General features: G+C 43.9%; 23 protein-coding genes, 1 pseudogene and 1 other annotated feature. Of the genes and pseudogenes, 7 read left to right on the top strand and 17 right to left on the bottom strand.

The genetic code is table 11. The annotated features are described in order from the left end of the window. Positions 1 to 206 precede the first annotated feature (206 nt). Positions 207 to 1175, top strand: a complete 969-nt coding sequence (locus LRL21_RS28990) for a DMT family transporter (protein WP_240419256.1) — start codon at positions 207 to 209, stop codon at positions 1173 to 1175. Between the two features lie 115 nt (positions 1176 to 1290). On the opposite strand, the gene LRL21_RS28985 is transcribed toward LRL21_RS28990, so the two are convergent. From LRL21_RS28985 to LRL21_RS28930, 12 genes and pseudogenes are all read right to left on the bottom strand, one after another. After that, positions 1291 to 2250, bottom strand: a complete 960-nt coding sequence (locus tag LRL21_RS28985) for a DUF4179 domain-containing protein (RefSeq protein WP_240419255.1) — start codon at positions 2248 to 2250, stop codon at positions 1291 to 1293. Beyond that, positions 2237 to 2782 (bottom strand): sigma-70 family RNA polymerase sigma factor, encoded by a 546-nt coding sequence (locus tag LRL21_RS28980; protein WP_240419254.1) that lies wholly within the window; start codon positions 2780 to 2782, stop codon positions 2237 to 2239. Before LRL21_RS28980 ends, LRL21_RS28985 begins: the two co-directional genes overlap by 14 nt. A gap of 59 nt (positions 2783 to 2841) precedes the next feature. After that, positions 2842 to 3176 (bottom strand): annotated as a pseudogene (locus LRL21_RS46880) (transposase zinc-binding domain-containing protein); the annotation flags it as partial. Between the two features lie 125 nt (positions 3177 to 3301). After that, positions 3302 to 4081 carry a CAP domain-containing protein gene (locus LRL21_RS28970; RefSeq protein ID WP_240419252.1) on the bottom strand — a complete coding sequence of 260 codons (780 nt, stop codon included), beginning with the start codon at positions 4079 to 4081 and terminating at the stop codon, positions 3302 to 3304. 136 nt (positions 4082 to 4217) lie between these two features. Next, positions 4218 to 4400, bottom strand: a complete 183-nt coding sequence (locus tag LRL21_RS28965; RefSeq protein WP_240419251.1) for a hypothetical protein — start codon at positions 4398 to 4400, stop codon at positions 4218 to 4220. Positions 4401 to 4554: 154 nt separating this feature from the next. Then, positions 4555 to 5787: an aminopeptidase gene (locus LRL21_RS28960; RefSeq protein ID WP_240419250.1), complete on the bottom strand. Its 1233-nt coding sequence runs from the start codon at positions 5785 to 5787 to the stop codon at positions 4555 to 4557. 165 nt (positions 5788 to 5952) lie between these two features. After that, positions 5953 to 6801 (bottom strand): fumarylacetoacetate hydrolase family protein, encoded by an 849-nt coding sequence (locus tag LRL21_RS28955; protein WP_240419249.1) that lies wholly within the window; start codon positions 6799 to 6801, stop codon positions 5953 to 5955. Positions 6802 to 6823: 22 nt separating this feature from the next. After that, complete coding sequence (locus tag LRL21_RS28950; RefSeq protein WP_240419248.1) at positions 6824 to 8143, bottom strand: LLM class flavin-dependent oxidoreductase; 1320 nt, start codon at positions 8141 to 8143, stop codon at positions 6824 to 6826. A 34-nt stretch (positions 8144 to 8177) separates the two neighbouring features. Continuing rightward, positions 8178 to 8843: a methionine ABC transporter permease gene (locus LRL21_RS28945; protein ID WP_240419247.1), complete on the bottom strand. Its 666-nt coding sequence runs from the start codon at positions 8841 to 8843 to the stop codon at positions 8178 to 8180. Further along, a complete protein-coding gene (locus LRL21_RS28940) occupies positions 8836 to 9603 on the bottom strand; it encodes a methionine ABC transporter ATP-binding protein (protein WP_240419246.1) in 768 nt (255 codons plus the stop codon). The genes LRL21_RS28945 and LRL21_RS28940 overlap by 8 nt, the downstream gene beginning before the upstream one ends. Before the next feature lie 98 nt (positions 9604 to 9701). Then, the gene (locus tag LRL21_RS28935; protein WP_240419245.1) at positions 9702 to 11027 is read right to left on the bottom strand and encodes an LLM class flavin-dependent oxidoreductase; all 1326 of its coding nucleotides are present in this window, start codon (positions 11025 to 11027) and stop codon (positions 9702 to 9704) included. A gap of 29 nt (positions 11028 to 11056) precedes the next feature. Next, complete coding sequence (locus tag LRL21_RS28930; protein WP_240419244.1) at positions 11057 to 11935, bottom strand: MetQ/NlpA family ABC transporter substrate-binding protein; 879 nt, start codon at positions 11933 to 11935, stop codon at positions 11057 to 11059. A gap of 570 nt (positions 11936 to 12505) precedes the next feature. On the opposite strand from LRL21_RS28930, the gene LRL21_RS28925 reads away from it, so the two are divergent. Next, positions 12506 to 13453 (top strand): hypothetical protein, encoded by a 948-nt coding sequence (locus LRL21_RS28925; RefSeq protein ID WP_240419243.1) that lies wholly within the window; start codon positions 12506 to 12508, stop codon positions 13451 to 13453. A 112-nt stretch (positions 13454 to 13565) separates the two neighbouring features. Here the strand turns inward: LRL21_RS28925 and LRL21_RS28920 are convergent, their stop codons facing one another. From LRL21_RS28920 to LRL21_RS28910, 3 genes are all read right to left on the bottom strand, one after another. Next, positions 13566 to 15680 carry an ABC transporter ATP-binding protein gene (locus LRL21_RS28920; protein ID WP_240419242.1) on the bottom strand — a complete coding sequence of 705 codons (2115 nt, stop codon included), beginning with the start codon at positions 15678 to 15680 and terminating at the stop codon, positions 13566 to 13568. After that, a complete protein-coding gene (locus LRL21_RS28915; protein ID WP_240419241.1) occupies positions 15677 to 17488 on the bottom strand; it encodes an ABC transporter ATP-binding protein in 1812 nt (603 codons plus the stop codon). Before LRL21_RS28915 ends, LRL21_RS28920 begins: the two co-directional genes overlap by 4 nt. Positions 17489 to 17609: 121 nt before the next feature. After that, positions 17610 to 17939 (bottom strand): hypothetical protein, encoded by a 330-nt coding sequence (locus LRL21_RS28910; protein WP_240419240.1) that lies wholly within the window; start codon positions 17937 to 17939, stop codon positions 17610 to 17612. 187 nt (positions 17940 to 18126) lie between these two features. Between LRL21_RS28910 and LRL21_RS28905 the strand changes: the two genes are divergently transcribed. Continuing rightward, positions 18127 to 19107, top strand: a complete 981-nt coding sequence (locus LRL21_RS28905; protein WP_240419239.1) for a metal-dependent hydrolase — start codon at positions 18127 to 18129, stop codon at positions 19105 to 19107. A 159-nt stretch (positions 19108 to 19266) separates the two neighbouring features. Here LRL21_RS28905 and LRL21_RS28900 read toward each other — a convergent pair whose 3' ends face one another. Further along, complete coding sequence (locus tag LRL21_RS28900; RefSeq protein WP_240419238.1) at positions 19267 to 19494, bottom strand: alpha/beta-type small acid-soluble spore protein; 228 nt, start codon at positions 19492 to 19494, stop codon at positions 19267 to 19269. Positions 19495 to 19648: 154 nt separating this feature from the next. Between LRL21_RS28900 and LRL21_RS28895 the strand changes: the two genes are divergently transcribed. Beyond that, the gene (locus LRL21_RS28895; protein WP_240419237.1) at positions 19649 to 19828 is read left to right on the top strand and encodes a hypothetical protein; all 180 of its coding nucleotides are present in this window, start codon (positions 19649 to 19651) and stop codon (positions 19826 to 19828) included. Between the two features lie 57 nt (positions 19829 to 19885). On the opposite strand, the gene trpS is transcribed toward LRL21_RS28895, so the two are convergent. Then, positions 19886 to 20869, bottom strand: coding sequence for a tryptophan--tRNA ligase (trpS, locus tag LRL21_RS28890; RefSeq protein ID WP_240419236.1), 984 nt, complete (start codon positions 20867 to 20869; stop codon positions 19886 to 19888). 74 nt (positions 20870 to 20943) lie between these two features. Next, positions 20944 to 21214: a binding site (T-box leader), on the bottom strand. Positions 21215 to 21410: 196 nt separating this feature from the next. Here trpS and LRL21_RS28885 point away from each other — a divergent pair. The 3 genes from LRL21_RS28885 (at position 21411) to LRL21_RS28875 (ending at position 24684) form a co-directional block, all read left to right on the top strand. Continuing rightward, positions 21411 to 22571, top strand: coding sequence for a permease (locus LRL21_RS28885; RefSeq protein ID WP_240419235.1), 1161 nt, complete (start codon positions 21411 to 21413; stop codon positions 22569 to 22571). A gap of 12 nt (positions 22572 to 22583) precedes the next feature. Next, entirely contained in the window at positions 22584 to 23597 is a 1014-nt protein-coding gene (locus tag LRL21_RS28880; protein WP_240419234.1) for a TIGR03943 family putative permease subunit, read from the top strand. A 133-nt stretch (positions 23598 to 23730) separates the two neighbouring features. Beyond that, positions 23731 to 24684 (top strand): aldose 1-epimerase, encoded by a 954-nt coding sequence (locus LRL21_RS28875; protein WP_240419233.1) that lies wholly within the window; start codon positions 23731 to 23733, stop codon positions 24682 to 24684. Positions 24685 to 24757 lie beyond the last annotated feature (73 nt).

The raw sequence follows: 24757 nt of genomic DNA, 5'->3' as shown, positions 1-24757 counted from the left end.
TATTCCTCCTAAGGGCTTTTTTGTAGATAAACCAGTATTGCATTGTAGTTCATTATAATGAACTACGTTCATGAAATATTATAAACTCATTGTAGCACCAAATCACTTCAATGGTCAATTTAAAAGTATCTGATCTTCTTCATCCTACGGTGCTCAACATTATGTTACAATCAGAGAACATGAATTTTTATGGCTGGGGGATTTGTATGGGTGAGTTACTTGCGATCGGCGCGCTGCTGCTCTTTTCCTTAAATGTGATCATTACCAAGGTCGCCAGCGGCAGACTTGATTTAAATACCGGTTTTTTGATTTCCATTTCGATGAATGTGCTGTTTGCCGGTCTGATTTTTCTTGGACAGTGGGTCTATAACGGTTATTCGATCGAGTTTCACGGATGGGGCTTTTTCATGTTCATGTTATCCGGCTTATTTGCCTCCTATCTTGGCCGTTACCTGTACTTCGATTCGATTGCGAAATTGGGACCAGCCAAAGCCAGTACATTTATGATCAGTAATCCACTCTTCACCGTGATCATATCGTGGCTGTTTCTGCATGAACAGCTGCACGCTCTGGAACTGGCCGCGATGTTCGTCGTTTTGTTGGGGTTATTTATCGTAAGCTATAAGCCTGCCCAAGCAGGACAGGCTGTTAAGGCAGTATCAGCAGGAGGGGCTAACGCCACCTCAACCGACTCTATACAACATGCAGAGCAATCTGTCAAAAAACGTTGGGGCAGTCTCATTCACCCTGGAGTTTGGTTAGCCTTGATGGGCTCGATATCATATGCACTGGGTAACATTACAAGAGGAACGGCCATTCACGATTGGAATGAGCCTGTATTGGGAGGTTTTGTTGGGGCTTTAACCGGATTGCTGCTGCAGTTGCTGCTGAACAAAACAACAAGAACCTTCCTATCCGACCTGCGAGCCGCGGACAGAAAGGGTATATGGCTATATGCTGTGAGCGGGGTATTGACGATATCGGCACAGATCGGGCACATGGCAGCTATGCATTACATTCCGATTTCGGTCGCCACTTTGATCACCAACTCCCAGCCGCTGCTGGTCATACCACTCAGTTATTTTCTGCTCAAAAACCAAGAGGGCATTAACCTTCGTACGATAATGGGGAGCTTGCTCGTGCTGCTCGGGATTTCTGCTATTATTATGAATTAAGAATGGAATCCTCCCTGGATATGTCAATAATCATCTCCAAAGAAATTAAAAAAAGTGTAGCTGCATTCCCTGAATTTATCTTAATTTCACGCTAACTCCTAAGTCGAAGAATTTTTTATTTAACCGGTATCTGCACCGTATCACCCGTTTTCTTTAGGATAAGCTGCAAAGATTGAAGATTTTCCGGGAGGGCATCATACGCCAATGAAAAAGCTCCGGTCTGGGGATGCCATGAGCTGCTGAATAAAGATACCGAATCTTCATTGGCGATCAGATTCATTCCGTTCAGAACGGTTTGATTCAGTTGTTCATTTTCCGCTTGAAGTGTGCCTTTAATCAAAGTCATCGTCGGAGTTGCGGTAATCGTGCCGATGGTTATCGTTTGGCCATTAACGGTAACATTTACGGATTGTTTGATCTTGGTAGGCATCGCTTCATCCGGCCGGTAAGGGAACGTAATTTCCCCCTCTCGTAGTTGATTGCTTTCCGGCAGCTTATACCAATACGAAAGCGTTAATTTCTTGGCAAGCGGGCTGACAGGATCGAAAGCCACGTATCCTTTGGTCTTGGTAACCCCTCCGGTTGGCCCAGACGTTGCTCCACCTAGTATATTCTGGGAATCCGTTTGAAAACCTCTAATCCCAATAGGATCAAAACCGTCGCGACTCCGAAGCCCATTCGGGTTGCTCAAGGTATAGTACAAGATAAACTGATTTTCATCCGACATAAGGCCGTTGATGGTAAGCATAGTACCGTCCTCAAGTTGGAACCGCTCGTTAAGAGCCTGCCCCTTCCCCTGATTGTCTAGTTCACTAAGAGTGTCGTATACGGCTTCTTCAAAGCCGAGCAGCATTTTGCCGTAATAGGCTAACGCATGGTATTGATTACCCGCGAACAGCATAACCGCAAGGACAACTGCCGCGCTTGTCCAACTTCTTTTTACATTCCATTTCGCATTTCTTCTGGGGACTGCGGTGTTTAACGCCTTTCTTAATCTTGCTTCCAACTCTTCTGGGGCGGATAGTTCACTTAACCGCACTTTCTCTTCCAACAACCGATCTTCAATGTTGTTCACCTGAATTCCTCCCGTATAACGCTCTCAGTTTCTGAAGCCCTTGATAAATTCTTGATTTGACCGTTCCCGTCGAAACGCGGGTCATCGCAGCAATCGAACCATAATCCAGATCATGATAATATTTGAGTTGAATGGCTTCGCGTTGGTCAGCGTTTAGATGGGTCAGTAGCGCTTGCAGATCCATCTGCTCTTCCACTTGGCGGTAATCGGATATTCCGGTAGAGCTGATGTGCCCCTTATTCACATCTGGGTCTCCTAGTGGGATTACCTTATTTTTTCTTTTCAACGAGCGTTTGCATTGATTGACCAGGATGGTCTTACTCCAGGTGTAAAAGGACTCTTCTTTCTTCAATTGGCCGATTCGCTCATATAGCCTTACGATCATTTCCTCCAAGACATCCATAGCATCCGCTTCATTCTTCATGTAGGAATAAGCTAGCCGATAATACGCTTCTTTTTCTGCTAATATCAATTGAAGTAAGGCTTCCTTGTCCCCCTTTTTGGCTTTCTTAACTGCATTAACTACATCCATGTCTTCACCTCTATTACTAAGAGTCTCGAGCAGCTCAAAAGGTTCATTCCATCGCAAAACAAAAAGACACTCCAAAGCCCTTCATCAATGGTAAACACCACATGACGATGATTGACTTGGAAGACATCTTCCATTAATACTCGGCTCCATTCTTCCGTTTCGCCACAGGAGCAGGTTGTACAGAAGCGTCCTTTGCAGCGATACGGCACTCTCTTTATATCGTGGCAACCTTCGCAGACTAGAATTTTGAATCCATTTCTAGGATCCCCACAACCACGGAATTTTTGTACCTCTTTGAGGACATTGGGCCGGATATGTTCACTATGCTTTTGCACAAACGCATCCCAGTGTTGATGTCTATCGAAAAGATTTGTTTTAATATGTTCGAGTCCATTTCTGCATTTTACCAAAAATTTAAATAAGGGGTAAGCTTCGCTTACCCCAAAACCCAAAAACATATAAATTCTGCACAAAAACCGCCTATCAGCGGCTTTTATATCTACCATGTGTAAACTTCATCTATGAAATAAATTCCTGAACCCATTCCCCATTGTAATAACCAACACCAATTTTCGTATACGTATTATTCAAAATATTAGCTCGATGGCCTGGGCTGTTCATCCACTCATTCATAACTTGCTCGGGGCTGGTTTGGCCCTTGGCGATATTTTCACCTGCAGTGTTGTAAGAGATCTGGAACTTATCCATCATCTGAAACGGTGATCCGTATGTTGGAGAATTATGATCGAAGTAATTATTGTTGTACATATCTTGTGCTTTGGCGAGAGCCATTTGAGACAGCTTGTTGTCCATCATAAGTGCACCGAGTCCCGCATCTGTTCTTTGCTTATTTACTAGCTGCAATACTTGCTGCTCATACGGGCTTGATGCCGGTGTTTTATCTGCTGGGTTTGCTCCAGGATTTGTGATTGGGTTCGTCCCTGGGTTTGTTGTTGGACTTGCTCCTGGGTTCGTTATCGGATTTGTTATCGGATTTGTCCTTAGGTTTGCTTCTGGATTCGTTACTGGGCTAGTCCCCGGATTTGTCGTTGGGCTTGTACCTGGATTTGTTACCGGGTTTGTTCCTGTTCCTGGTACTTGTCCGCCTGCAAGCCATTGGGGAAGTGTAAATGGGTCCTGCTTCACGGTAATCGTGGAATGCTGGGCTTCCGTTGTAGATATGGATGATGCATGTGTAATGGCTTCTTTAGGGGTGGTCTGCTGTATACGTGTCATGCCGTCATTCTTCGCGCAGCCTGCTGCCAATATAATAGTAGCTATTATAAAAAATGTTTTCAATAATGTCCCCTCCATATGTTAGGTGGTAACGGTGACAGCACATTTGTAATATCACTCGTTACCTGCTTAACATACCCAATGGAGAGTCGCGTTAATGCTGGTAATTCCTAATCAATAACGAATAATTCAATCCATTCTAGATATCATTTAAATTCAGTGGTTTGTCTTCCTTACCCTCATTAAGATCATCCTTCATTAAATTTATCGAAGTTGCGCTTTTGGCATTTTCCAAGGTGTCATTCACAAAAGCCATATCCTGGTTGTCTACTTGTGTATTCGTAGTGCCTACGTAGTTATTTTTATGCTTCTTATTTTCCATTGTCAAATTCTCCTCTTAAGGTTGATTGTCAGTCCTAATGATAGGATGCCCAATTTTGCAAGCAACATTAAAAAAAGCACAACCTTTATGGCTGCGCTGCATTTTGGATCCTATTGACCCTGAATTGATCAGGATTTTACTTGTCAAATGTGTATCAGAATGCCCAATTCCCCTTTTGAAATACAGGCTCTCTGCTGCCTTCAGCTGTTACACCATAAATGTCCATCTCGGCGGAACCGATCATAAAGTCCACATGGGTAATGCTGGTGTTAAGTCCTTGAGCTTTCAGCTCATCCTGCGACATCTTTTTGCCATCCTTGAGACAAAAGGCATAAGCACTGCCAATGGCCAAGTGATTGGAGGCATTTTCGTCAAAAAGTGTATTGAAATAAAGGATATTCGACTCCGATATGGGAGAAGCATGGGGAACCAGGGCAACCTCGCCCAAATAATGCGATCCTTCATCCATATTAATCAAGTCCTTCAATGTGTCTTCACCCTGAGAAGCGGTACAATCAATAATGCGCCCATTCTCAAAGGTAATAGTAAATCCATCAATGAGCTGACCGCCATAGCTTAGAGGCTTTGTACTGGACACCTTGCCGTTAACCCCGCCAGCGTAAGGTGCAGTAAATACTTCCTCTGTTGGCATATTGGCCACAAATGCATTCCCGCGCTCGTCGATGCTGTCAGCAGCAACCCAGATGTGACCCTCTGGCAGTTCAATGGTCAGATCCGTTCCCGGGGCCAGATAGTGCAGTTTTTTGTACTTTTTAGCATTGAGATAGTCCGATTTTTGGTTCAATTTACTCACATGCTCTTCCCACGCCTTGACCGGATTCTCCCGATCAACACGTACGGTTTTGAAAATCGCTTCCCATAGCTTAGCTACCTGCTCATGCTCTGGCAGTTCAGGAAATACCTTAGCTGCCCAGTTTTTCGAAGGAGCCGCAATGACACACCAGCTGAATTTATCGGATTGCAAGTACTGCCGATACTTCGCCATCGCTTTGCCGTATGTTTTTTGATGATTGACAATACGTTCCTGAGATATTCCTTTGAGCAGGTCAGGGTCCGACGATACGACACTGATCACCGCGGCACCTTTCTCAACAAGCTCCAGCATTTCGCCGGCATACCATTTGGGTTCTTCCAAAAACGATTCGTCTGCCGCCAATTCGTATCGTAGACGGGATAGCGTATCATCGGTCCAATTAACCTTAACCGTGTGGGCTCCTGCTTCATAAGCCTTTTTTGCGATAATTCGAATCAACTCGGCTGCCTCAATTGTACCGTTAATAACGAGCGTTTGTCCCTTTTGAATATTCACACCGATCTTGACGACGAGCTCGGCATAGCTGCTTAGCTGTTGTTGGAATTCCAGCATTGAGGTTCCTCCTATGAATTCATGGTTTCACTATCCATTTTAATGTAAAAAAACAGAAAAGCAAAAAATTCATCCACAAAGGCTACGAATTCTATTCTTCATACATCAACAAAACGGATTACCCACAGTAGAGCAAAATCCGCTAATTCCTTACATTAGAGCTTACTATTCCTTACTTACCTTATTAATCAGCTTGCCAATTTGACTAACCTCGACTTCAACAACATCGCCCTGTTTCATATACACAGCGGGATTTCTTTTGGAGCCTACACCTCCCGGAGTTCCCGTAACAATGACATCTCCAGGCTCCAATTGGGTAAAGGTAGACACATAGCTGATTAGCTCTGGAATCGAAAACAACAGCATCTCCGTCGTTGCATGCTGCATCACTTCACCATTTAAACGAGTTTCCAACGTTAATTCCTGGCCATCGCCAATCTCCCCGCGAGTTACCATCCACGGACCGAAAGCGCCTGTACCAACGAAGTTTTTCCCTGGGCCCCATTGATGTGTATGCTGCTGCCAGTCTCTGACGGATCCATCGTTATAGCAAGAATATCCAGCCACGTACTCATATGCGTGCTCCTCAGCAATTCTTCTTCCCGAACGGCCAATAATGACAGCAATTTCTCCTTCATAATCAAGTTTAGCAGATTCATTGGGAATGATCATATCTTCCAGATGACCAATCTGGGAATTAGCAAATCTGAAAAAAATGGTCGGTTGAGCGGCTACTGCACGGTTAGCTTCAATACGGTGTTCATCATAATTGAGACCGATGCAAATAATTTTATCGGGATTCACAATGACCGGCAAATAAGTAATATTGGAGAGTGCGTAATCTATTTCATTGTATGTAAGATCAGACTCCAGCTTTTGAAGATCATGATTGGCAATAAAGGACTTTAAATCGTGAAATTGATTGTTGAAACGCTTTTTTAAATCAATGACCCCATTTTCCGTAATGACTCCATAAGATTGCGTATCTTTATACTTGTAACTTGCTAATTTCATTCCAACACTCCTCTACGAATGCTTATGCATGCTGCTTTCCGAGAAACTGATTCACAGGTCTTGCAAGCCCTAAATTTTCGCGTAATGTATGACCCTCGTATTCGGTGCGGAACAATCCTCGACTTTGAAGTATCGGTACGACTAAATCAACAAAGTCATCTATTCCTCCCGGAAAATAAGGCGGCATAATGTTAAAGCCATCTGCGCCACCCTGAACAAACCATTCCTCCAGTCGATCCGCTATTTCTTCTGCACTCCCAATCATGATGTGATGCCCTTTCGATCCGGCAACCTCTAAAGCAAGCTCACGAACGGTTAGCTGTTTTGTTCTGGCCAGATTAAGGACTAATTGTGCTCGACTCTTTAAGCCATTCGTCTCAGGAAATTCGGGGAGCAGCTCATCTAATGGGAAGGTAGACACATCCACTCCCAAAATAGCAGAAATGATGCGAAGCGCTTGTTCAATATGAATTAAGTCCTGAAGCTTTTGGTACTTACTTAATGCTTCTTCCCTTGTCTTTCCAATAATAGGCACAACACCCGGCATTACCTTTACGGCTTCCGGATCACGTCCTGCCAATCGCACTTTTTCTTTTACGCTTTTATAAAACTCAATCGCGCTCTCTAAATTATTCTGTGCAGTAAAAATAATCTCTGCAATATCGGCAGCAAAGGATTGCCCATCTTCAGATGAACCTGCTTGAATTAAAACAGGATAGCCCTGTGGAGATCTGGAGACATTAAGCGGCCCTTGTACTGAAAAGTATTTGCCCTTATGCTCCAGTGCATGGACCTTACTTGTATCTAAGTATTGGCCCGTCGCTTTATTCCGAATAAATGTATCTTCTTCCCAGCTATCCCACAATCCCTTTGCCACTTCAACAAATTCTTTGGCACGCTCGTATCTTTGAGGATGAGCCAAATGCACGTCCTGACTAAAATTCAATGCTGCCCTTGCGGCAGATGTAGTTACAATATTCCAGCCTGCTCTGCCTGAGCTTAAGTGGTCAAGTGAGGCGAATATTCGTGCTAAATGAAAAGGTTCACTGTATGTGGTTGATGCTGTGGCTATAAGTCCAATATGATGGGTAACCGTTGATATAGCCGTCAGTAGAGTTAAAGGTTCAAAACGAACGATATCTGAAGGTGGGGCAACTGCAGAACTGTCGAGAGCATCGCCTAAAAAGAACAAATCAAATTTCCCTGATTCCGCTTTTTTCACCATATTCTGAATAAATTTCAGATTTTCATTTGCACTTGCTTCTGCACTTGGATGTCTCCAACCTGCTATATGATGGCCAGCTGCTGCCCAAAACAAACCCAGTTTCATTGTTCTTGCCATGTTGTCTCCTCCATCTAAAATACCTGTTGTTCATTTACAGACGTTTGTCCAGTTTTCGAACGAAATAATTCCCAATAAATTGAAAGCCCTGCACAAAAAAAACAATGACAACAATAGTAAATCCCATCACATAGGTTTGATAACGATTATATCCATATTTAATAGCAAAATCCCCTAATCCGCCTCCACCAACAAGCCCTGCCATCGATGAATATGAAAAAAAGCTAACCGTGATAATGGTGATCGAGTTTGCAATACCTACTCGCCCTTCGGAATATAAAACTTTCCAGATCACTTGAAATTTATTTGCTCCCATAGCTTCAGCTGCTTCAATTAACCCACGATTGACCTCGAGTAAGGTCTGCTCAACAAAGCGGGCAAAATAGGGAATAGCATTGATCGTCAGTGGAACTATGACTGCAGTCGTCCCTAATGCTGTTCCGACAATGAGTCTGGTCAGTGGAATAATAGCAATCAGCAAGATGATAAATGGAAAGGACCTTATCAAATTAACGATACCATTTAAAATAAGGTACGTACGAGGAGCGTGTAAAGACGACCCTGGTCTAGTGTAATAAAGAAGTGTTCCTAAAGGGATTCCCAATAAAATAGTAAGAGGTATGGTAACAAGCAGCATATATAATGACTCACCCAACGCTACCCAAAAATCTGGAAGTGCCGCTACAATTTGTTCATACATAATGAGTTTCCCTGCTTTCCATGGTATCCTCTTGTTTATATAAATATTTTGCAATATTCGACTTAGGTATATATCCCGGATGATTCAAGCTGAAGTTTTCAACAACAGCGCCTTGCTCCATGACGGCTACATGGTTACATATTGATTTAATAACATCCATCTCATGTGTAACAATGACTATCGTAATACCTAATTGTGTATTAATTCCTTTTAAATAGTTTAATATACTCTCTGTTGTTTGCGGGTCTACGGAGGATGTCGGCTCATCACACAAAAGCACCTTTGGATTATTGGCAATAGCTCGTGCGATGGCCACTCTCTGCTTTTGCCCACCACTAAGTTTAGTTGGATAGGCATTCGATTTATCCTCCAACTCGAGAATTCGAAGACAATTATCTATGATAGGCTTGCGCTCTTTTTTACTAATACCAGCAATTTCAAGAGGAAACGAAATGTTTTCATAGACAGTTCGATTCGTTAATAACTGAAAATGTTGAAAAATCATCCCGATCGCTTGTCTTTCCTTAAGCAGTTCTTTTCTTGATAAAGAGGTAAAATCTTTTCCATCCACGATAACTTTACCGTGATCAGGCCTCTCTAATAAATTGATCGTCCGAAGCAATGTTGATTTACCTGCACCACTAAACCCTATTATCCCGAAAATATCCCCTTTTTCAATTTCTAAAGATGCAGACTTAACAGCATGCAGAGGTCCCGATGGAGTTGAATAAGTTTTATCAATTTCCTGTAGTGAAATCATCTTGTTCCCCCAATTTCTTATGACTCCCAAACCATCATTAAGCAGCTTAGGATTTATTTGATAAAATCCTAAGCTTGTCTAGTAAACTATGAGATGGTTTACCCTTGCTTTGTGTAACGGTTAACTGGAATCGGCAAATTTAAGTTCTCGTGAAATGTATCCGCCGCATAATCGGTTCTAAAAAGACCCCGTTCTTGTAAAATAGGAATCACGTAATCAACAAAATCAAAAAGTCCTTCAGGAGCAATCGGCCCAGTCCCAACAATAAACCCGTCTGCTGCTTCTGCTTCAAACCATTCCTGTAACTGATCGGCAACTTTATGTGGGGAGCCTATAAATAAACTATCTTTAGGCAGGATGTTCCACAATGCTACCTCTCGCAGCGTCATTGAATGTTCTCTAGCTACTTTATTTAACACCTCTGCTCTACCACGAAATGCATTATATCCGGTATCCCCCATATCCGGGAACGCTTCGTCTAAAGGATATGTGCCAAAATCAGTATTATCGTAATACTTGCTGAGATCTAAAAGAGCTTTATGAATGTCAATTAAATCTGTGAGCTCCTTATATTTGCGATCCGCATCGGCATCTGTTTCGCCAACAATGACTTTAATGCCAGGAAGAATGAGAATATCATCACGAGAACGTCCATTAGCTACAGATCTAGCCTTCACATCTTGATAAAACTCTTGAGATGAAGTCAAACTGTAAGCATGAGTAAACATAGCATCTGCCACTTTGGAAGCTAATTCCCTTGCAGCATCTGATGAGCCTGCCTGAAACAAAACAGGGCGACCTTGCCTGGATCTTGCAATCGGAATGGGTCCTTGAACAGAGAAAAACTCTCCCTTATGATTTAACTTATGTAATTTCTCACGATCAAAAAATATCCCTGTTTCTTTATCAACAATAAAAGCATCTTCTTCCCAAGAGTCCCATAACCCTTTAGCAACCTCAACAAATTCTTCTGCTAAATCATAACGACGATCATGCTCCAAATGCTCATCTTTGCTAAAGTTTGAGTTGGTTGCTGAAAAGGCCGATGTAACAATGTTCCAGCCTGCTCTACCATTACTAATATGATCCAATGAGGAAAATTGCCTAGCGACATTAAAAGGCTCACTGTACGTGGTTGAAGCTGTCCCAACTAAACCGATATGTGATGTAACTCCTGCTAAGCTGGATAGAACAGTTACGGGTTCAAGACGATTAAGAAGATTGGGATGGGAGTTTTCATTAACAAATAAGGTGTCTCCTAAAAATATAAAGTCCAATTTCCCTTCTTCAGCTTTGATGGCTGTTGTTTTATAGTAGTCCAGACTGATGTTGGAATTTGCCCAATTACGCGGATGCCTCCAGCTGGAATGATCAGCAGATCCATTACTTAAGCCAACACCAATAGTCAACTTTCTCCTTGTCACAACGCACTCCCCCTTCCCATGATGTCATGTTACCAAGCGAAACTTACGTCATCTTTTCCAAACTTTTTAATAAAGAAATCTTTAACCGTTTGACTATAATATGCTTTTTTCAGCGCTTCTGCTTTTGATGTATTTAATAATTCCGGGCGCGCTGCCGCTACAATCCAAAAACCCTTCGTCTTCGGTGATTCAACTGCCAAAGCATCTTTAAGTGTGAATTTAGCTGCATCACGTTGGGATGAATACAGTAATCCGGCATCAACATCATCTAGAGCTCTAAGAAGAAGTTTATAATTCACTTCTTTAAATTTGAAGTTTTTTGGGTTTTCAATAATATCCTTTGGTTTGGCACCATTTACAGAAAGCCCCTCCTTAAATTTAAGTAAACCGGCATCCTGCAGAATGAACAATGCGCGACCTCCATTCCTATCATCATCGGGAATACTAATTGTTGCGCCATTAGGCAAATCCGCAAGAGATTTATATTTATGAGAATAGACCCCGATAGGAGCAAATATTGTCGTAAAAGCTTCTCTTAAATCCGTTTTATTTTCCTTATTGTATTCCTTCAATGCAATCTCATGCATATTAATGACGAAATCATAGTTTTTTTCAAGAACCTCTTTATTGGCAATAATGCCGTCTTCAATAGCCTTTGCTTCTAATTGGAAACCAGACTTTTCAACCTCAGCCTTCAGGACAGGTAGAAGTTCATCATGAAAATTTGAGCTTGTAACAATAAGCTTGATATTTTTATCTTCCTTACTTGCAGTACTTTTTGCGGTAGGCGCCCCTTGGTTTGTGGCACTGCCATTTGCGGAGGCCCCTCCTTGCCCTTGACTAGCTGTTCCGCAAGCAGCAAGAACAAGTATAAATAAACTGATAATGATTACATAAAAACCTCTCATACGGCTCTCTCCCTTAGATTCATTTTCAACTATTCCGTCACACCTGGTCTATCACAGCTTACAGTATTGGTTCATATCAAGTTTGCGAACAAATACCCCCTTATTTAAAAAACCATTTTCATATTATCAAGTTTGTGTTTCCAGCAGCCTGGTCAACAGCTTAGAATTCATACTCAATTTCAAATTTATTCCATTAGTTTTAAGGTTAATTTTATATCCGACTATTCCAATGTGTTTTAAAAAATAACATGTTTTTTTAAGAAAGTCAAACATTATTGGACTTCTATTATACTGTCATACATATTCTTACAATCTGATAAAAATAAGGAAATTATCTGAGAAAAGGTCAAACTCATTATTATGCCATTATTGGATGATGCAAAGCTCTTTTCAGTCTTCTCTTTGCTTCTATACTTCTCGAAATGTTAAGCATCTTGAATCACGATCTCAAGCCCAGCTCCTTTTGAGTGATAAAAGAAACATATAAGCAACGATCAGTAGAAAACTAGGAACATTTCGTGGTACCATTATTTGGTAAACCCAATTAAATTTTAGATAGGAGCTGAACACATGACATCAAAAAAAGTATATGCCATTCTTATTGCTGGTCTCCTTAGCTTAACTCCAAACCTTCAGCTGCCTGTTTCTGCACAATCGCTAACGGATATGTCCCCCATCCAGATTAGCCATATGGAAGACATCCACATCGAAAAGTATGAGAACATGCGTAACTTCCCTAACCCATACTCGGATGAGGGAAAAGAGTGGCTGGAGAAAACGCTCGCTCCAAAAACGGAACAAAACGAAATCCAACTGCTCGATTATGATTATAGAGAGGACATTTATGAACAACTCGTTCAATACGAAGAAGAACATCCTTCTGCACATCCAAGGGAAGTGTACGATTTCTTTATTCAGTTGTGTAAACTGTACAATCGTCAGCACATGCAGCATCCCTTAAAGCAAGCTTCCCCGATAAAGTCTGATGGGTCTGATGGGTTCTACCCCATAGATCATGGAAGGATAAAGCTGGATGCCGATTTAACCCGCTTATATAATAGCGATCCGGTTACAGGATTCAAATCGCTGTTGGCCCGAGAAGAGGCTGTGAAGACGACAATATCGCTGTTCAAGCAAATCGGACATCAGGATCATACCGAGGCTTTTCTGGAAATGGCAACCAACGTATATTTAATCCGTTACACGAATAGTTACTTGTGGGCGAAGTATTGGACGAAGTATCCGGCCTTATCTGGAGATGAGAAAAATTCGGTGCACCGAAACCAGCAGCTTCAAGCGATGAATGCCAATAATGCATTGGTGGGAAGATTGGCGGCTTCCAATGCTAATATCACGATAAAAAGTACCCCCAATGAAATCAAAACTTTGCTGTTCCATATCTATTATAGCGGCGAATTGATGAAGCTCTACAAAAGCGATGTAGACGGTGAGGATTATGCTAAAACCTTTACCGGACATTTTGAGGATATTCCGTCAACGCGGAAGGTAACGAATTAGGTATACACTCTCCATCCACAGAAATACTGGACATCAAACTAAACATTCTTACAATATGTGAAAATGACAAAGGAGCTGCAACGGCAGCTCCTTTGTCCATACTTATGATCTGTTACCTCGCAGTCAGCAGAGGCTTTTGCTCTTTAAATTGCAGTTCATACAATCGGTGATAGTAGCCGCGCTGTGCCAATAATTGATAATGATTGCCGATTTCCCTTAGCTTGCCCTTATGCATTACGATAATTTGATCCGCATGCTGTATCGTTGACAAGCGGTGGGCAACAATGACGGTTGTACGACCAGCGGATATATTATGCAGCGCATCCTGCACGACCAGCTCGGTCTCGGTATCGATATTGGAGGTTGCCTCATCTAGGATCAATATTTGCGGTTTGAAGGCAATAGCCCGAGCGAACGATAACAGCTGCCGCTGTCCGAGTGATAGATTGATACCCCGCTCACCCAGTATCGTCTCATAGCCGTTGGGCAAGGTTTGAATATAATCATCCATATGAACCATCTTCGCTGCTTGGACAATCTGTTCTTGCGTAATGCTTGTATTGTTCAGACGAATATTCGATGAGATATCTCCAGTGAACAGGAAAACATCCTGCTGTACGATACTGATACAGTGGCGAAGCTCATCCAAAGGAATATCGCGAATGTCGATACCGTCCAGAAGGATACGACCTTTTTGAATATCGTAGAAGCGATTGATCAACTGGATAATAGAGCTTTTGCCTGCACCGGTTGCACCTACAAAGGCAATGGTTTGTCCAGGATAGATCGTGAAGCTGACGTCCTTCAGCACCCAATCCTCATTATTGTAAGCAAACCACACATGCTCGAACGTAATTTCACCGCGAACCGCTGCAGGCAGACTGGTCGTCTTCACAGCATCGACGATGGACGGTTTCTCATCCAGCATCTCAAAGATCCGCTCCGCACCTACCATAGCGGTCTGGATTTGGTTATATTTCTCGGCAAGACTTAACAAGGGCTGAAAGAACTGGCGAACATAGTGCGTAAATGCGTACACGATACCAAACGTAATGCTGCCGTCAATCACACTGCCGCCTCCGTACCAGAGGAGCAAGGCGATCGATAAATTCCCCATAAATCCAATGGACGGCTGAAATATCGAGTTGATTACTGTTCCGCGCATGCCTGCACGATAATAATCATTATTATGTTTATCGAACTGTTCACCCTGCCGCTCTTCACGGATGAACAGCTGAGTTATACGAATACCTGACAGGTTCTCAGCCAAAAATGAATTCAATCGGGACAAAATAACCCGGCTTGTTCGCTGCGCTTCCCGCATCATTCGGCGGAACCAGAAGGTCATTACAGCCAGCACCGGGATGACTGCAAAGGAAAGCAGCGCCAGCTTCATGCTCATCTGCATCATAATCAGGACAATGCCCATCAGAGTAATAACATCTTTAATCAGATTGACGATAACCTGAGAGTACAGCTGGTTTAATGCCTCTGTATCCTGCGTGACCCTGACCACAAGCCGACCTACCGGATTTCTGTCAAAATAGGACATCGACATCCGGCTCAGATGTTTGAACAGCATGTCACGGATGTTAAAAATAATTCGCTGGCCCGTATACTGCAGCAGGTTGCTTTGCAAATAGCTAAGCAGGGCTGCAGCTGTTACCGTGAGTAAAAATAGGACGCCAATTTTGGCAAATCCTATATAATCCTGCTTACGAAACAGCCCCATCGTAGCTTCATCAAGCGGAATGGCTGTGTAGATCTGATTTTCAGCTGAAATTGTTACCTTACCGGTCCCATCCTCAGGCAGCAGTCTGGCTTCACTCTCCTGAGTGGTTTTCCAGCCCTCTATCATATAATCCTTGTTGTCCACACTTACAATCTGAGCCTTCACTGCACCCTGCGGAAACTTTCCCGCTTCAACAGCCGAAGGTTCAATTCTTACATAATCGCGCCCATTCCATGACGTGACCGAATCGAATATTTGCAGCTGCTGTCCCTGCGTGCTTTCCATCGACAACATCGGCTTATTTAATCCATTAATATGTCCATCAATAGCTATTTTCATTAAATAAGGTCTTGCCAAATCGGAAACGACAATCAAAAAGGCCAGCACGATACAGAATACAATCATTTTCCAGTATGGCTTGGCGTAAGACATCAATCTGGAAAAAAGCTGGCTATCCTTCATTTGCTTGAGATCCTGCTCTGTATGGATATTCATTGGCTGACCCCTTCCTGAAGCACTGCAGCTTGCAGCCGTTCCATATCCTGTCCATCCTGACGCTCGGCTTCCTGATCCAGCTGCTGCTTATGATATAAGTCTGCATACAGCCCATTGCGACGGAGCAGCTGTTCATGTGTACCGCGCTCTATAATTTTCCCTTCGTCCATGACAACAATCTGATCGGCTCCCTGAACCGATGAAATCCGGTGTCCAATAATGATCGTTGTCCGTTTATTCATCACCGATTTCAAGCCTTCCAGTATCAAATCCTCCGTAATCGTATCAACAGCCGACAAGCTGTCATCAAAGATGAGAATCGACGGTTTTTTAATAATTGCCCTGGCAATACTTACCCGTTGGCGCTGTCCTCCTGACAATGACACTCCGCGTTCCCCAAGCGTCGTATCAAATTGATCCGGAAACTCTACAATATTGTCATACACCTGAGCCACCTTGGACGCTTCGACAACCTGCTCGTCCGTATAAGGTTTCGGGTCAAAGCCAATATTATCGCGAATCGTCGAGGAGAACAGAAATTGATCCTGCGGTACGATACCGATCTGTCCGCGGAGCGTGGTCAGAGGAATTTCGTGAATATCATGACCGTCTATGAATAAGGTTCCCACGGGTGGATTATGCAATCTGACCAATAAATTGGTTAGTGTGCTTTTTCCGCTGCCCACTCGGCCTACGATAGCGAGACTGCTGCCCTTTGGCACTTTTAAAGATATATTTTTCAGCATAGGCCGATCTTCTTCCTCGGGATATGCAAAGGTCAAATCGCGAAATTCAATTTCGCCCTCGATATGCTGAATATTCGGATTAGCAACCATATCATCAATAACCTGCGGCTGAGTATTAAATATTTCCATAATACGTACTTCCGACGCCTTGCCGCGCTGCATCAGGTTCACAACCTTGCCCAGGTTCTCAATCGGCCCCATCAACAGTGACAGATAAGTGTTAAAAGCAACGAATTGTCCGAGCGTTATTACATGATTGAGCACCATCACCCCACCCATGACAACCGATACCAAAAAGCTGAATCCGACTATACCTGTACTCAAAGAGCCAAATAATGAGTTGGTCCTAACAAAAATACGATTCATTTTGACAGCGTGTTCATTATCCTTTTCGAACAGCTTTTGTTCTTCTCTTTCTTGGACATAAGCCTTTACGACCCTAATACCTGCCGTAAACTCCTGCACGCGGCTCGTTAAATCGGAGATCGCACTTTGCATATCAGCCGATTGCTTTTGAATGCGGCCATTAAAGCGATATGCCAGAATGCTAAGCAGCGGCAAAGGAAGCATGGTTACCAGTGTCAGCCAAGGGTTAACTGTCGTTACCATTGCAACAACCGAGACGGCGATCAGCAGAATCGCTTCCATAATATTAAAGTACCCTTGCATCGTTACCTCGCGAATGACGCCAACATCACTGATCGCATGTGACATCAAATCACCGATTCGCTGATTATTGAAATATTGGGCCGACAGCTTTTCCCAATGCTTGAACAAATCGCCGCGAACACGTGTCTCCAGCATTCTTGACAAACGAAACAAATAAATACGGCTCGTGGAGCGAAAGAAGGCGATCCCGAGCCCGATTACGACCATCCAGACAGCAAATTGAATCGATTGCTGAACATTCAAAAGCGAGCTCTGCAGCTTATCGGTAAACTGCCCCAAAAGCACAGGGATCAATAATTGCAATAAGCTTGAAATGGACAATAATGCAAATCCGATCAGGTAGGACCATCGGTAATTCTTAATATGATTCCAAAAAATACTCGTTCTTTCCATCTTTATCCCCCCGCGTGTTCCCACTATTGTCAGCTATTTTAACCGATCCAATAATTAACTATAGTAAGATTACCGCGATTAATATAAAGTTACCATGGATTTATTGATCTCATATTATGGACTATCTAACTTTTTCAAAATGCCAAATATTTATTTTGGATACGCCCCCTTGAACCCAGGGATCCAGGCAGTGCCATTCAATCGTACGATATTGGGCTGTCTCCACTTTCCCCATATCTGTGGATGGATTCGGATTATTCCTTCTCATTGGCTTCATTTGTAAGTAGGTTTCGCGTGTCCAGCCACTCCAAACCTCAATAAACAAGCCTGGCTGATCCACACCTTCGAGCAGTTCCAGCTCTGGGCACTTGTCCCTGACAATTTGAATCCACTGTGAATAAACTGACCTGTGTTGGGGTAATATTTGATATTCAACAAAAACTTTGGACATTTTTTCACCTTCCAAGCTTTATTTTAAATCAAAAAATGATACACTAAAATGAAACCATTGTTAACGAAGCTAGTGTTCCATAAGGAACACTCAGCCCATGCTTACGAAGTTAGTTTTGCATACGCAAAACTCGGCTTATGCTTACGATGTTAGTTTTGCATACGCAAAACTCTTAGGAGGAAACCCCATGGATAGTGGAACACATCTAGTGATTGGATTCGGGTTGGCCGGACTGGCTTATATTGATCCTGTTGTAGCGGCAAATCCTGTGCTTTCCACAGCCATCCTCATCGGGACTGTTGTCGGGTCGCAAGCACCCGATATGGACACGCTCTTGCGTTTCAAAAGTAATGCCGCCTATATCAAAAATCACCGCGGACGCTCACACTCCATCCCTGCTGTGCTCATTTGGACGGCTCTGATTACGCTCGTATTAATGCTTTTGTTCGATGGCTTGCCTTTGGCTCATGTTGCCCTGTGGGTATTCATCGCCGTTGCCTTCCATGTGTTTACGGATTTATTCAATACATATGGGACTCAGGCATTCAGGCCATTTACGGAAAAATGGATTGCCTGGAACATTATCCATATTTTTGATCCGTTTATTTTCATCTCTCATATCGTAGCGATTTTATTATGGGCTGTCCATCTGGCTGCGCCCCAGATTATTTTTCCTATTTTATATGCATGCCTGGCAGTGTATTATATATGGAGATCGTGGTGGCATTATCGGCTGGAATCCAACCTGTATCATAAGGACCCCGATTATCATCCGGGTGACCGGTATATTTTGATTCCAACCTTTAACCTGAACTTTTGGCAAATTGTCAAAACAAAGAGCGATGGACGTTTTGCACTTGGTGAATACAAGAACAACCGGATCAAATGGATTGATGAGGTGTCCTGCACCTCACACCCTGCCGTTGAGGCATCCAGAGCGCACAGTGACATCGCCGCCTTTCTGTATTTTACTTCGTTCGCCTGCTCGGATTTACGCAGTCATGACTGGGGCTATGAGGTACGATGGGCCGATGTGCGCTATCGTCACCGCAAGCAATATCCTTTCGTCGCTGTATTACTGATGGATAACGAATTAAAGCCGATTGATTCGTATGTGGGCTGGGTCAATGACACACGTCTGGAGAAAAAGCTGCGGGTCAACACCTGATAGCTGGTTAACAGCTATCATTATCACCTGGACTTAATAACTTCCGGGCTGCTGCGGCAGCCCTTTCGTTATGAGGGTCGTCGCTATTCATGGCTTATGAAACGTTAAAAAGCCCAAGGATACAAGATCCTTGAGCTTCTATTGAAATTCAATGCCTTATTAGCGAGTTTGTCCGCCTGCCAAAGATTGCTCTGCAATCTGTACCAGACGACGAGTAATATGACCACCGATTGCGCCTGTATCACGAGTCGCCATGTATCCGTAATAGCCATCCTGAGGAATTTGGATACCCAACTCTTGCGCAACCTCATACTTCAATTGCTCTAGTGCAGAAGATGCCTGCGGTACCACTAATACATTACTGTTACGGGATTGTCCTTGTGCCATGATAATCAGCACTCCTCTCAAATCTGAATGAATAGCTTTGATGTATTTGCAAGCTTGCAAACTTATTATGTGACATCTGACAAAAAGTATACGCACCTGCTGAAAAATGTTTTTTAGATTTTCAAATATTCATAAAAGAGGCGGAATTCCAACAATGAACAAAGGCTTGGCACTCGTTTTTGCCGTGATCGGCACCCTGCTACTAACCGCAATCAGCTACGCCATGAGTATAGGCAATGTATGGCTTGTGGGGCTGTTTTCAATTCTCTCAATTGGCTTTATCGGCTTCGGCTTTGTGGTGAAGGCCAAATTAAGAAAACGCAATGGAGGCTGAGGTTCAGCACCATTGCGTTTTTTTGAGCTTGCTACGAAGAGTTCCCCTGTACAAGTTTTAGAGCACAAGAAAGCCCATTCTTTCTTTGGCGATTCGCAAGTTTTTCTCGGCCTGCTCTGCCGCTCGCTCTGCGCCTTGCCGCAGGATGTCATACAGCTCACCGGATTCACGAATCTCACGGTAACGCTGCTGCAGAGGCTCCAGCAAAGCAACTACACGCTCAGCCAGCTCCTTTTTGAATGGACCATAGCCTTGGCCCTCATATAGGGCTTCAATCTCGGCAATGGTCAAATCCGAGCAATTCGCATAGATACTGATTAAATTACTGACCTCTGGCTTCGCCTGAGGATCAAATTTCACTTCACGACCGGAGTCGGTAACCGCACGGCTTATTTTTTTGCGTATCACATCAGGCGAGTCCAACAAAGTAATGAAGCTGCCCGCATTCGTACTGCTTTTACTCATCTTTTTGGAAGCATCGTCCAATGACATGATCCTTGCACCGACTTGCGGAATATACGGCTCAGGAATCGTGAAGGTATCACCATACCGCTGATTAAAGCGCTGAGCCAGATCACGAGTCAGCTCCAAATGCTGCTTTTGGTCATCGCCAACAGGTACCAGGTCCGCATTGTACAGCAAGATATCAGCTGCCATCAACGAAGGATACGTAAACAAACCGGCTCCTACGGAATCCTTGCCTTCCGATTTGTCCTTGAACTGCGTCATCCGTTCCAGCTCGCCCATATACGTTAAAGTAGTGAACAACCAGCCCAGCTCAGCGTGCTGTCTGACGTGTGACTGCATGAATACTGTCGCCTTGGCCGGATCAATACCCGCCGCGATATACAGTGCCGTTACCGATTCACTTTGCTCTTTTAAAGCTGCCGGCTCCTGAGGTACCGTAATTGCATGTAGATCCACTACCATAAAGTAACAATCGTGCGTGTGCTGCAGAGTCACATAATTTTTCAAAGCCCCGATATAATTGCCCAATGTCAATTGACCGCTGGGCTGCATACCCGATAATACACGTTTCATTTGATTTCCCCCTCATTTATCTTCCATAATCTTTCCATGCCGCATTTGTTCCAGAAACGCAAAAAAGCCCCATTGTCAGGGACGGATAACCGTGGTGCCACCCTATTTCGCTGATAACCGACCTGCAGGTCGCGTACGTCATCAAGCCTTTATCTTCTGTAACGGGAAGTGCCCGGACCAGCGTTGGACTCCGAATGGCACACCTGCATCACACAGGTCTTCCTTCAAGTCGTTCAGCCGTCAGCTCAAGGATCCATTCAACGCAAGCTGTCTACCGGTTCACAGCGGCCACCGGCTTTCTGAAAGACATCACTGTCGTTTACTTGTTCCTGTCATTGCCTGTACCTCATTTGCCAACCATCAGGTATGCTTTGAAATGAGACAACATACTTTTGTACAGTATAAGATTTCAATATAGGAATGTCAACAAGCCAACTATTTACGTAATATGAAGATTTTTTTGCGCGCGGCATGTCCTATATACTAGCTTTGCTTCATAAGTTATAATAATAATTACGATTTAGAAAGGGAGATATGTCCATTGCAAACGCCATTACTTCGATGGAGCACGAATGTGCTCACGCTCATTTGCCTGGTTATGCTGTTTCTCATTTTCACACAAAAACAAACGCCAGATCTCTCCTTCCTGGACAGCACAACCGTGCAAAGCTTCAAAACGATATTTTTAAGTATTATTCTGGAGGCCTTTCCTTTTGTTCTGCTGGGGGTGCTCGTTTCCGGATTGCTTCAGATGTTCGTCAGCGAGCAGACAATCCGCCGTTTAATTCCCAAAAATCCGGTGCTTGGTATTTTGTTTGCCTGCCTGGTCGGTATTATTTTTCCATTATGTGAATGCGGTATGATTCCGGTTATTCGGCGTTTAATGAGAAAAGGCATGCCTGTTTATGTAGCTATCGTCTTTATTCTGGTAGGTCCGATTATTAATCCGGTCGTCTATGCTTCCACCTATATGGCCTTTCGCAGCCGCCCGGAAATCGCTTATTCCCGTATGGCACTGGCCTTTATTGTAGCGCTCGTTATGGGCCTGATCATTTACAAGTTTTTCAAAAGCAATCCATTGCGTGACCTGTCCTATCTAAGGACCTCAGATGATATGCATCACCATGAGCATCATGTTGTACATAAGCATGATCACCAGCACAGCCATCAACACGATGAGCATAAGCATGAACCTCATAACCACGGACCAGGCAGTCATGAGCATAAACACGATCACAGTCACACCCATAACCACGACCACGATCACGCTCATCCTGCTCCAACCACGATTGTCGGCCGTATTTTTGGTGTATTGGGTCATGCATCCGATGAGTTTTTCGATATGGGTAAATACTTATTATTCGGTGCCATCATTACGGCTGTTATTCAGACACTCGTGAACAGGGACAGCCTTGTTTCCATAGGTCAGGGAGAATTTTCGTCTCATTTGTTCATGATGGCGCTTGGTTTCGTGCTCTCGTTATGCTCCACATCGGATGCCTTTGTCGCTTCATCGTTCACTACGACCTTTTCTACAGGTTCATTACTAACGTTTCTCGTCTTTGGGCCTATGCTGGATATTAAGAGCCTGCTGATGCTGCTGTCTGCGTTCCGTACCCGATTTGTATTGGCTTTATCTGCGCTGATTATCGTTGTTGTCCTTGTATGCTCGCTTATTTTCGAAAAAATCGTGTTTCCATAGGAGTGTGCTGATGTGAGTACAAAATGGTTAAGCCTGCATCATTTCATTAAAGCGTCGATCTTATTCGGGTTTGCGATGTATATTGCCTATCTGGTCAAAACCGACAATATTTTATATTATATCGCTCCCCGCATGGTGGACTATGTGAAGTGGTCAGCCGTCGGCTTCTATGCGATAGCCGTTTATCAAGTTTACCAAGCGATTCGTGCCTTTACCGGCTCTGTCGCTGCATGCGATTGCGATCATGATCATACCCCGTCGCCCTCGGTATTAAAAAACACCTTGATCTACGGTTTGTTTTGCTTCCCTCTGCTGCTTGGCTTCCTGCTTCCTGACGCATCTATGGGCAGCAGTCTTGCAGCTAAAAAGGGGATGAATCTGAGCAGCGCAACAGCGGTCAAGAAAGATACAACGTCCACCCAGACTGCGCCGCCTGCTGCTGCCACATCACCTGCTCCAAGCAGTACTACAGGAGCTGGGACTGGCAGTGCAGCTGCCACTCCAAATCCAACAAGCAATACAGGTGCCGCTGGCTCCGCAGCAGCAACTCCTAAAGCGGGCGCTGCACCGGTCGATAAGCAGGATGAAATGTTTCCATCCGATAAATTCACCAAGCATTACGCTGCTTATGCCAAGGAGCTGTATCAGGAAAGTGTGATTCCTGTAAAAGAGGATTTGTATATGGAAACCTTGACTACCGTGGATCTGTATCTCGACAAATTTGTCGGTAAAAAAATGCAGCTCACCGGCTTCGTATATCGTCAGGATGATATGAAGCCAAGTCAATTCGTCGTCGGACGTTTTGCCATTCAGTGCTGCTCCGCTGATGCTGCTCCTTACGGCGTTCTCGTTGACTACGAGCGTGCCCAGCAATTTCCGAGTGATTCCTGGGTAACCGTAACAGGTACGATTCAGCAAACCAAATTCAATGATATGGATATTATGCTTTTGAAGGTCGAGAAAATCAGCAAAGCAGAGCCTGCAAAGGCACAGTATGTGTATCCAAATTTTGATTTTGGAGTTTAAATACGTATACCACTGCAAGCTTCCTTGTCCCTGCCATCGCACTTTATGCTACAATATAGCTGCAACAGGTCGCAAACGGGTGACCTTATCATCTATTAGCCATCACATTCATCCCAAATAAGGAGCTGATCCCATGATTAAACAAATCGACTGGCAGGGTACGCCTGCCCATGTACTGGAAAATGACTTTCTGATCGTCTCCATCTGCCCTGGAATTGGCAACAATGTATACAGCATCTGGGACAAGAAGCTCCAGCGGGAAATGCTGCGCACTCCTGAGGGTCCTGCAGCCTTATCCGAGCAGTTCGTGCAATTTGGAACACCAATTCTGATGCCGCCTAACCGTATCGATAAGGGGCAGTTTACCTTCGAAGGCCGCAGCTACCAATTTGATATCACCCAGCCTGCCACTGGCAATCATATTCACGGACTGGTCCGCCAGCAGCCTTGGGTCGTAAAGCAAGCAGGAGAAAAGGAAAACGGGCAATTATTCATCACTTCTACTATTAATCTGGCTGAGGATGAGCAGGTACAGCGCCAATACCCGCATGCCTTGGAGCTGGAGATTACTTATGTACTGGATGGCAGCAAGTTGACCCAAACGTTGAAGGCTACGAATAATGGAAACGATTCGGCTCCATTTGGTTATGGCCTGCATACCTGGTTTCTGCTTGACGGCAAACCTGAAAGCTGGAAGCTTCAACTGCCTGTAGAAGGCATCTGGGAGCTGAATGAAGTGAATATCCCGGTTGGCCATATAGGTCCGCTCGGTCGCTACGAAGCACTTATTAAGGGAGATTCACTGAAAGGCCACAATATGGATACCGTTTTTCAGATTGGCAGCAATCCGTGCACAGCCATCTTATCCAATGACCAGGTAGAGATTCGTTACAGCGGCTCTGATTTGTTCAAGCAGTGGGTGATCTTCACTAAAGGTGAAGCCCATGATTTTATTTGTCTGGAGCCTTACACCTGGGTCACCAATGCACCCAATATCGATCAGCCTGCCGAAGTGACAGGACTACAGGGCATCAAGCCCGGAGATACGCTGCAATTGGAAGTCACCCTGGAAATCAATCATTTCTAGAAGACCGGTGAATAAGTCCCGCTGCACGATCAAATATCCTTCCGATCGCTGTTGAAATCGTGAAATTGGATGA

Origin of the sequence: Paenibacillus periandrae, assembly GCF_022458865.1 — a bacterium.
GTDB classification, from domain to species: Bacteria; Bacillota; Bacilli; order Paenibacillales; family NBRC-103111; genus Paenibacillus_S; species Paenibacillus_S periandrae.
Note: the sequence above shows the minus strand (reverse complement) of the source record. Positions and strands in the feature narration are given on the sequence as shown.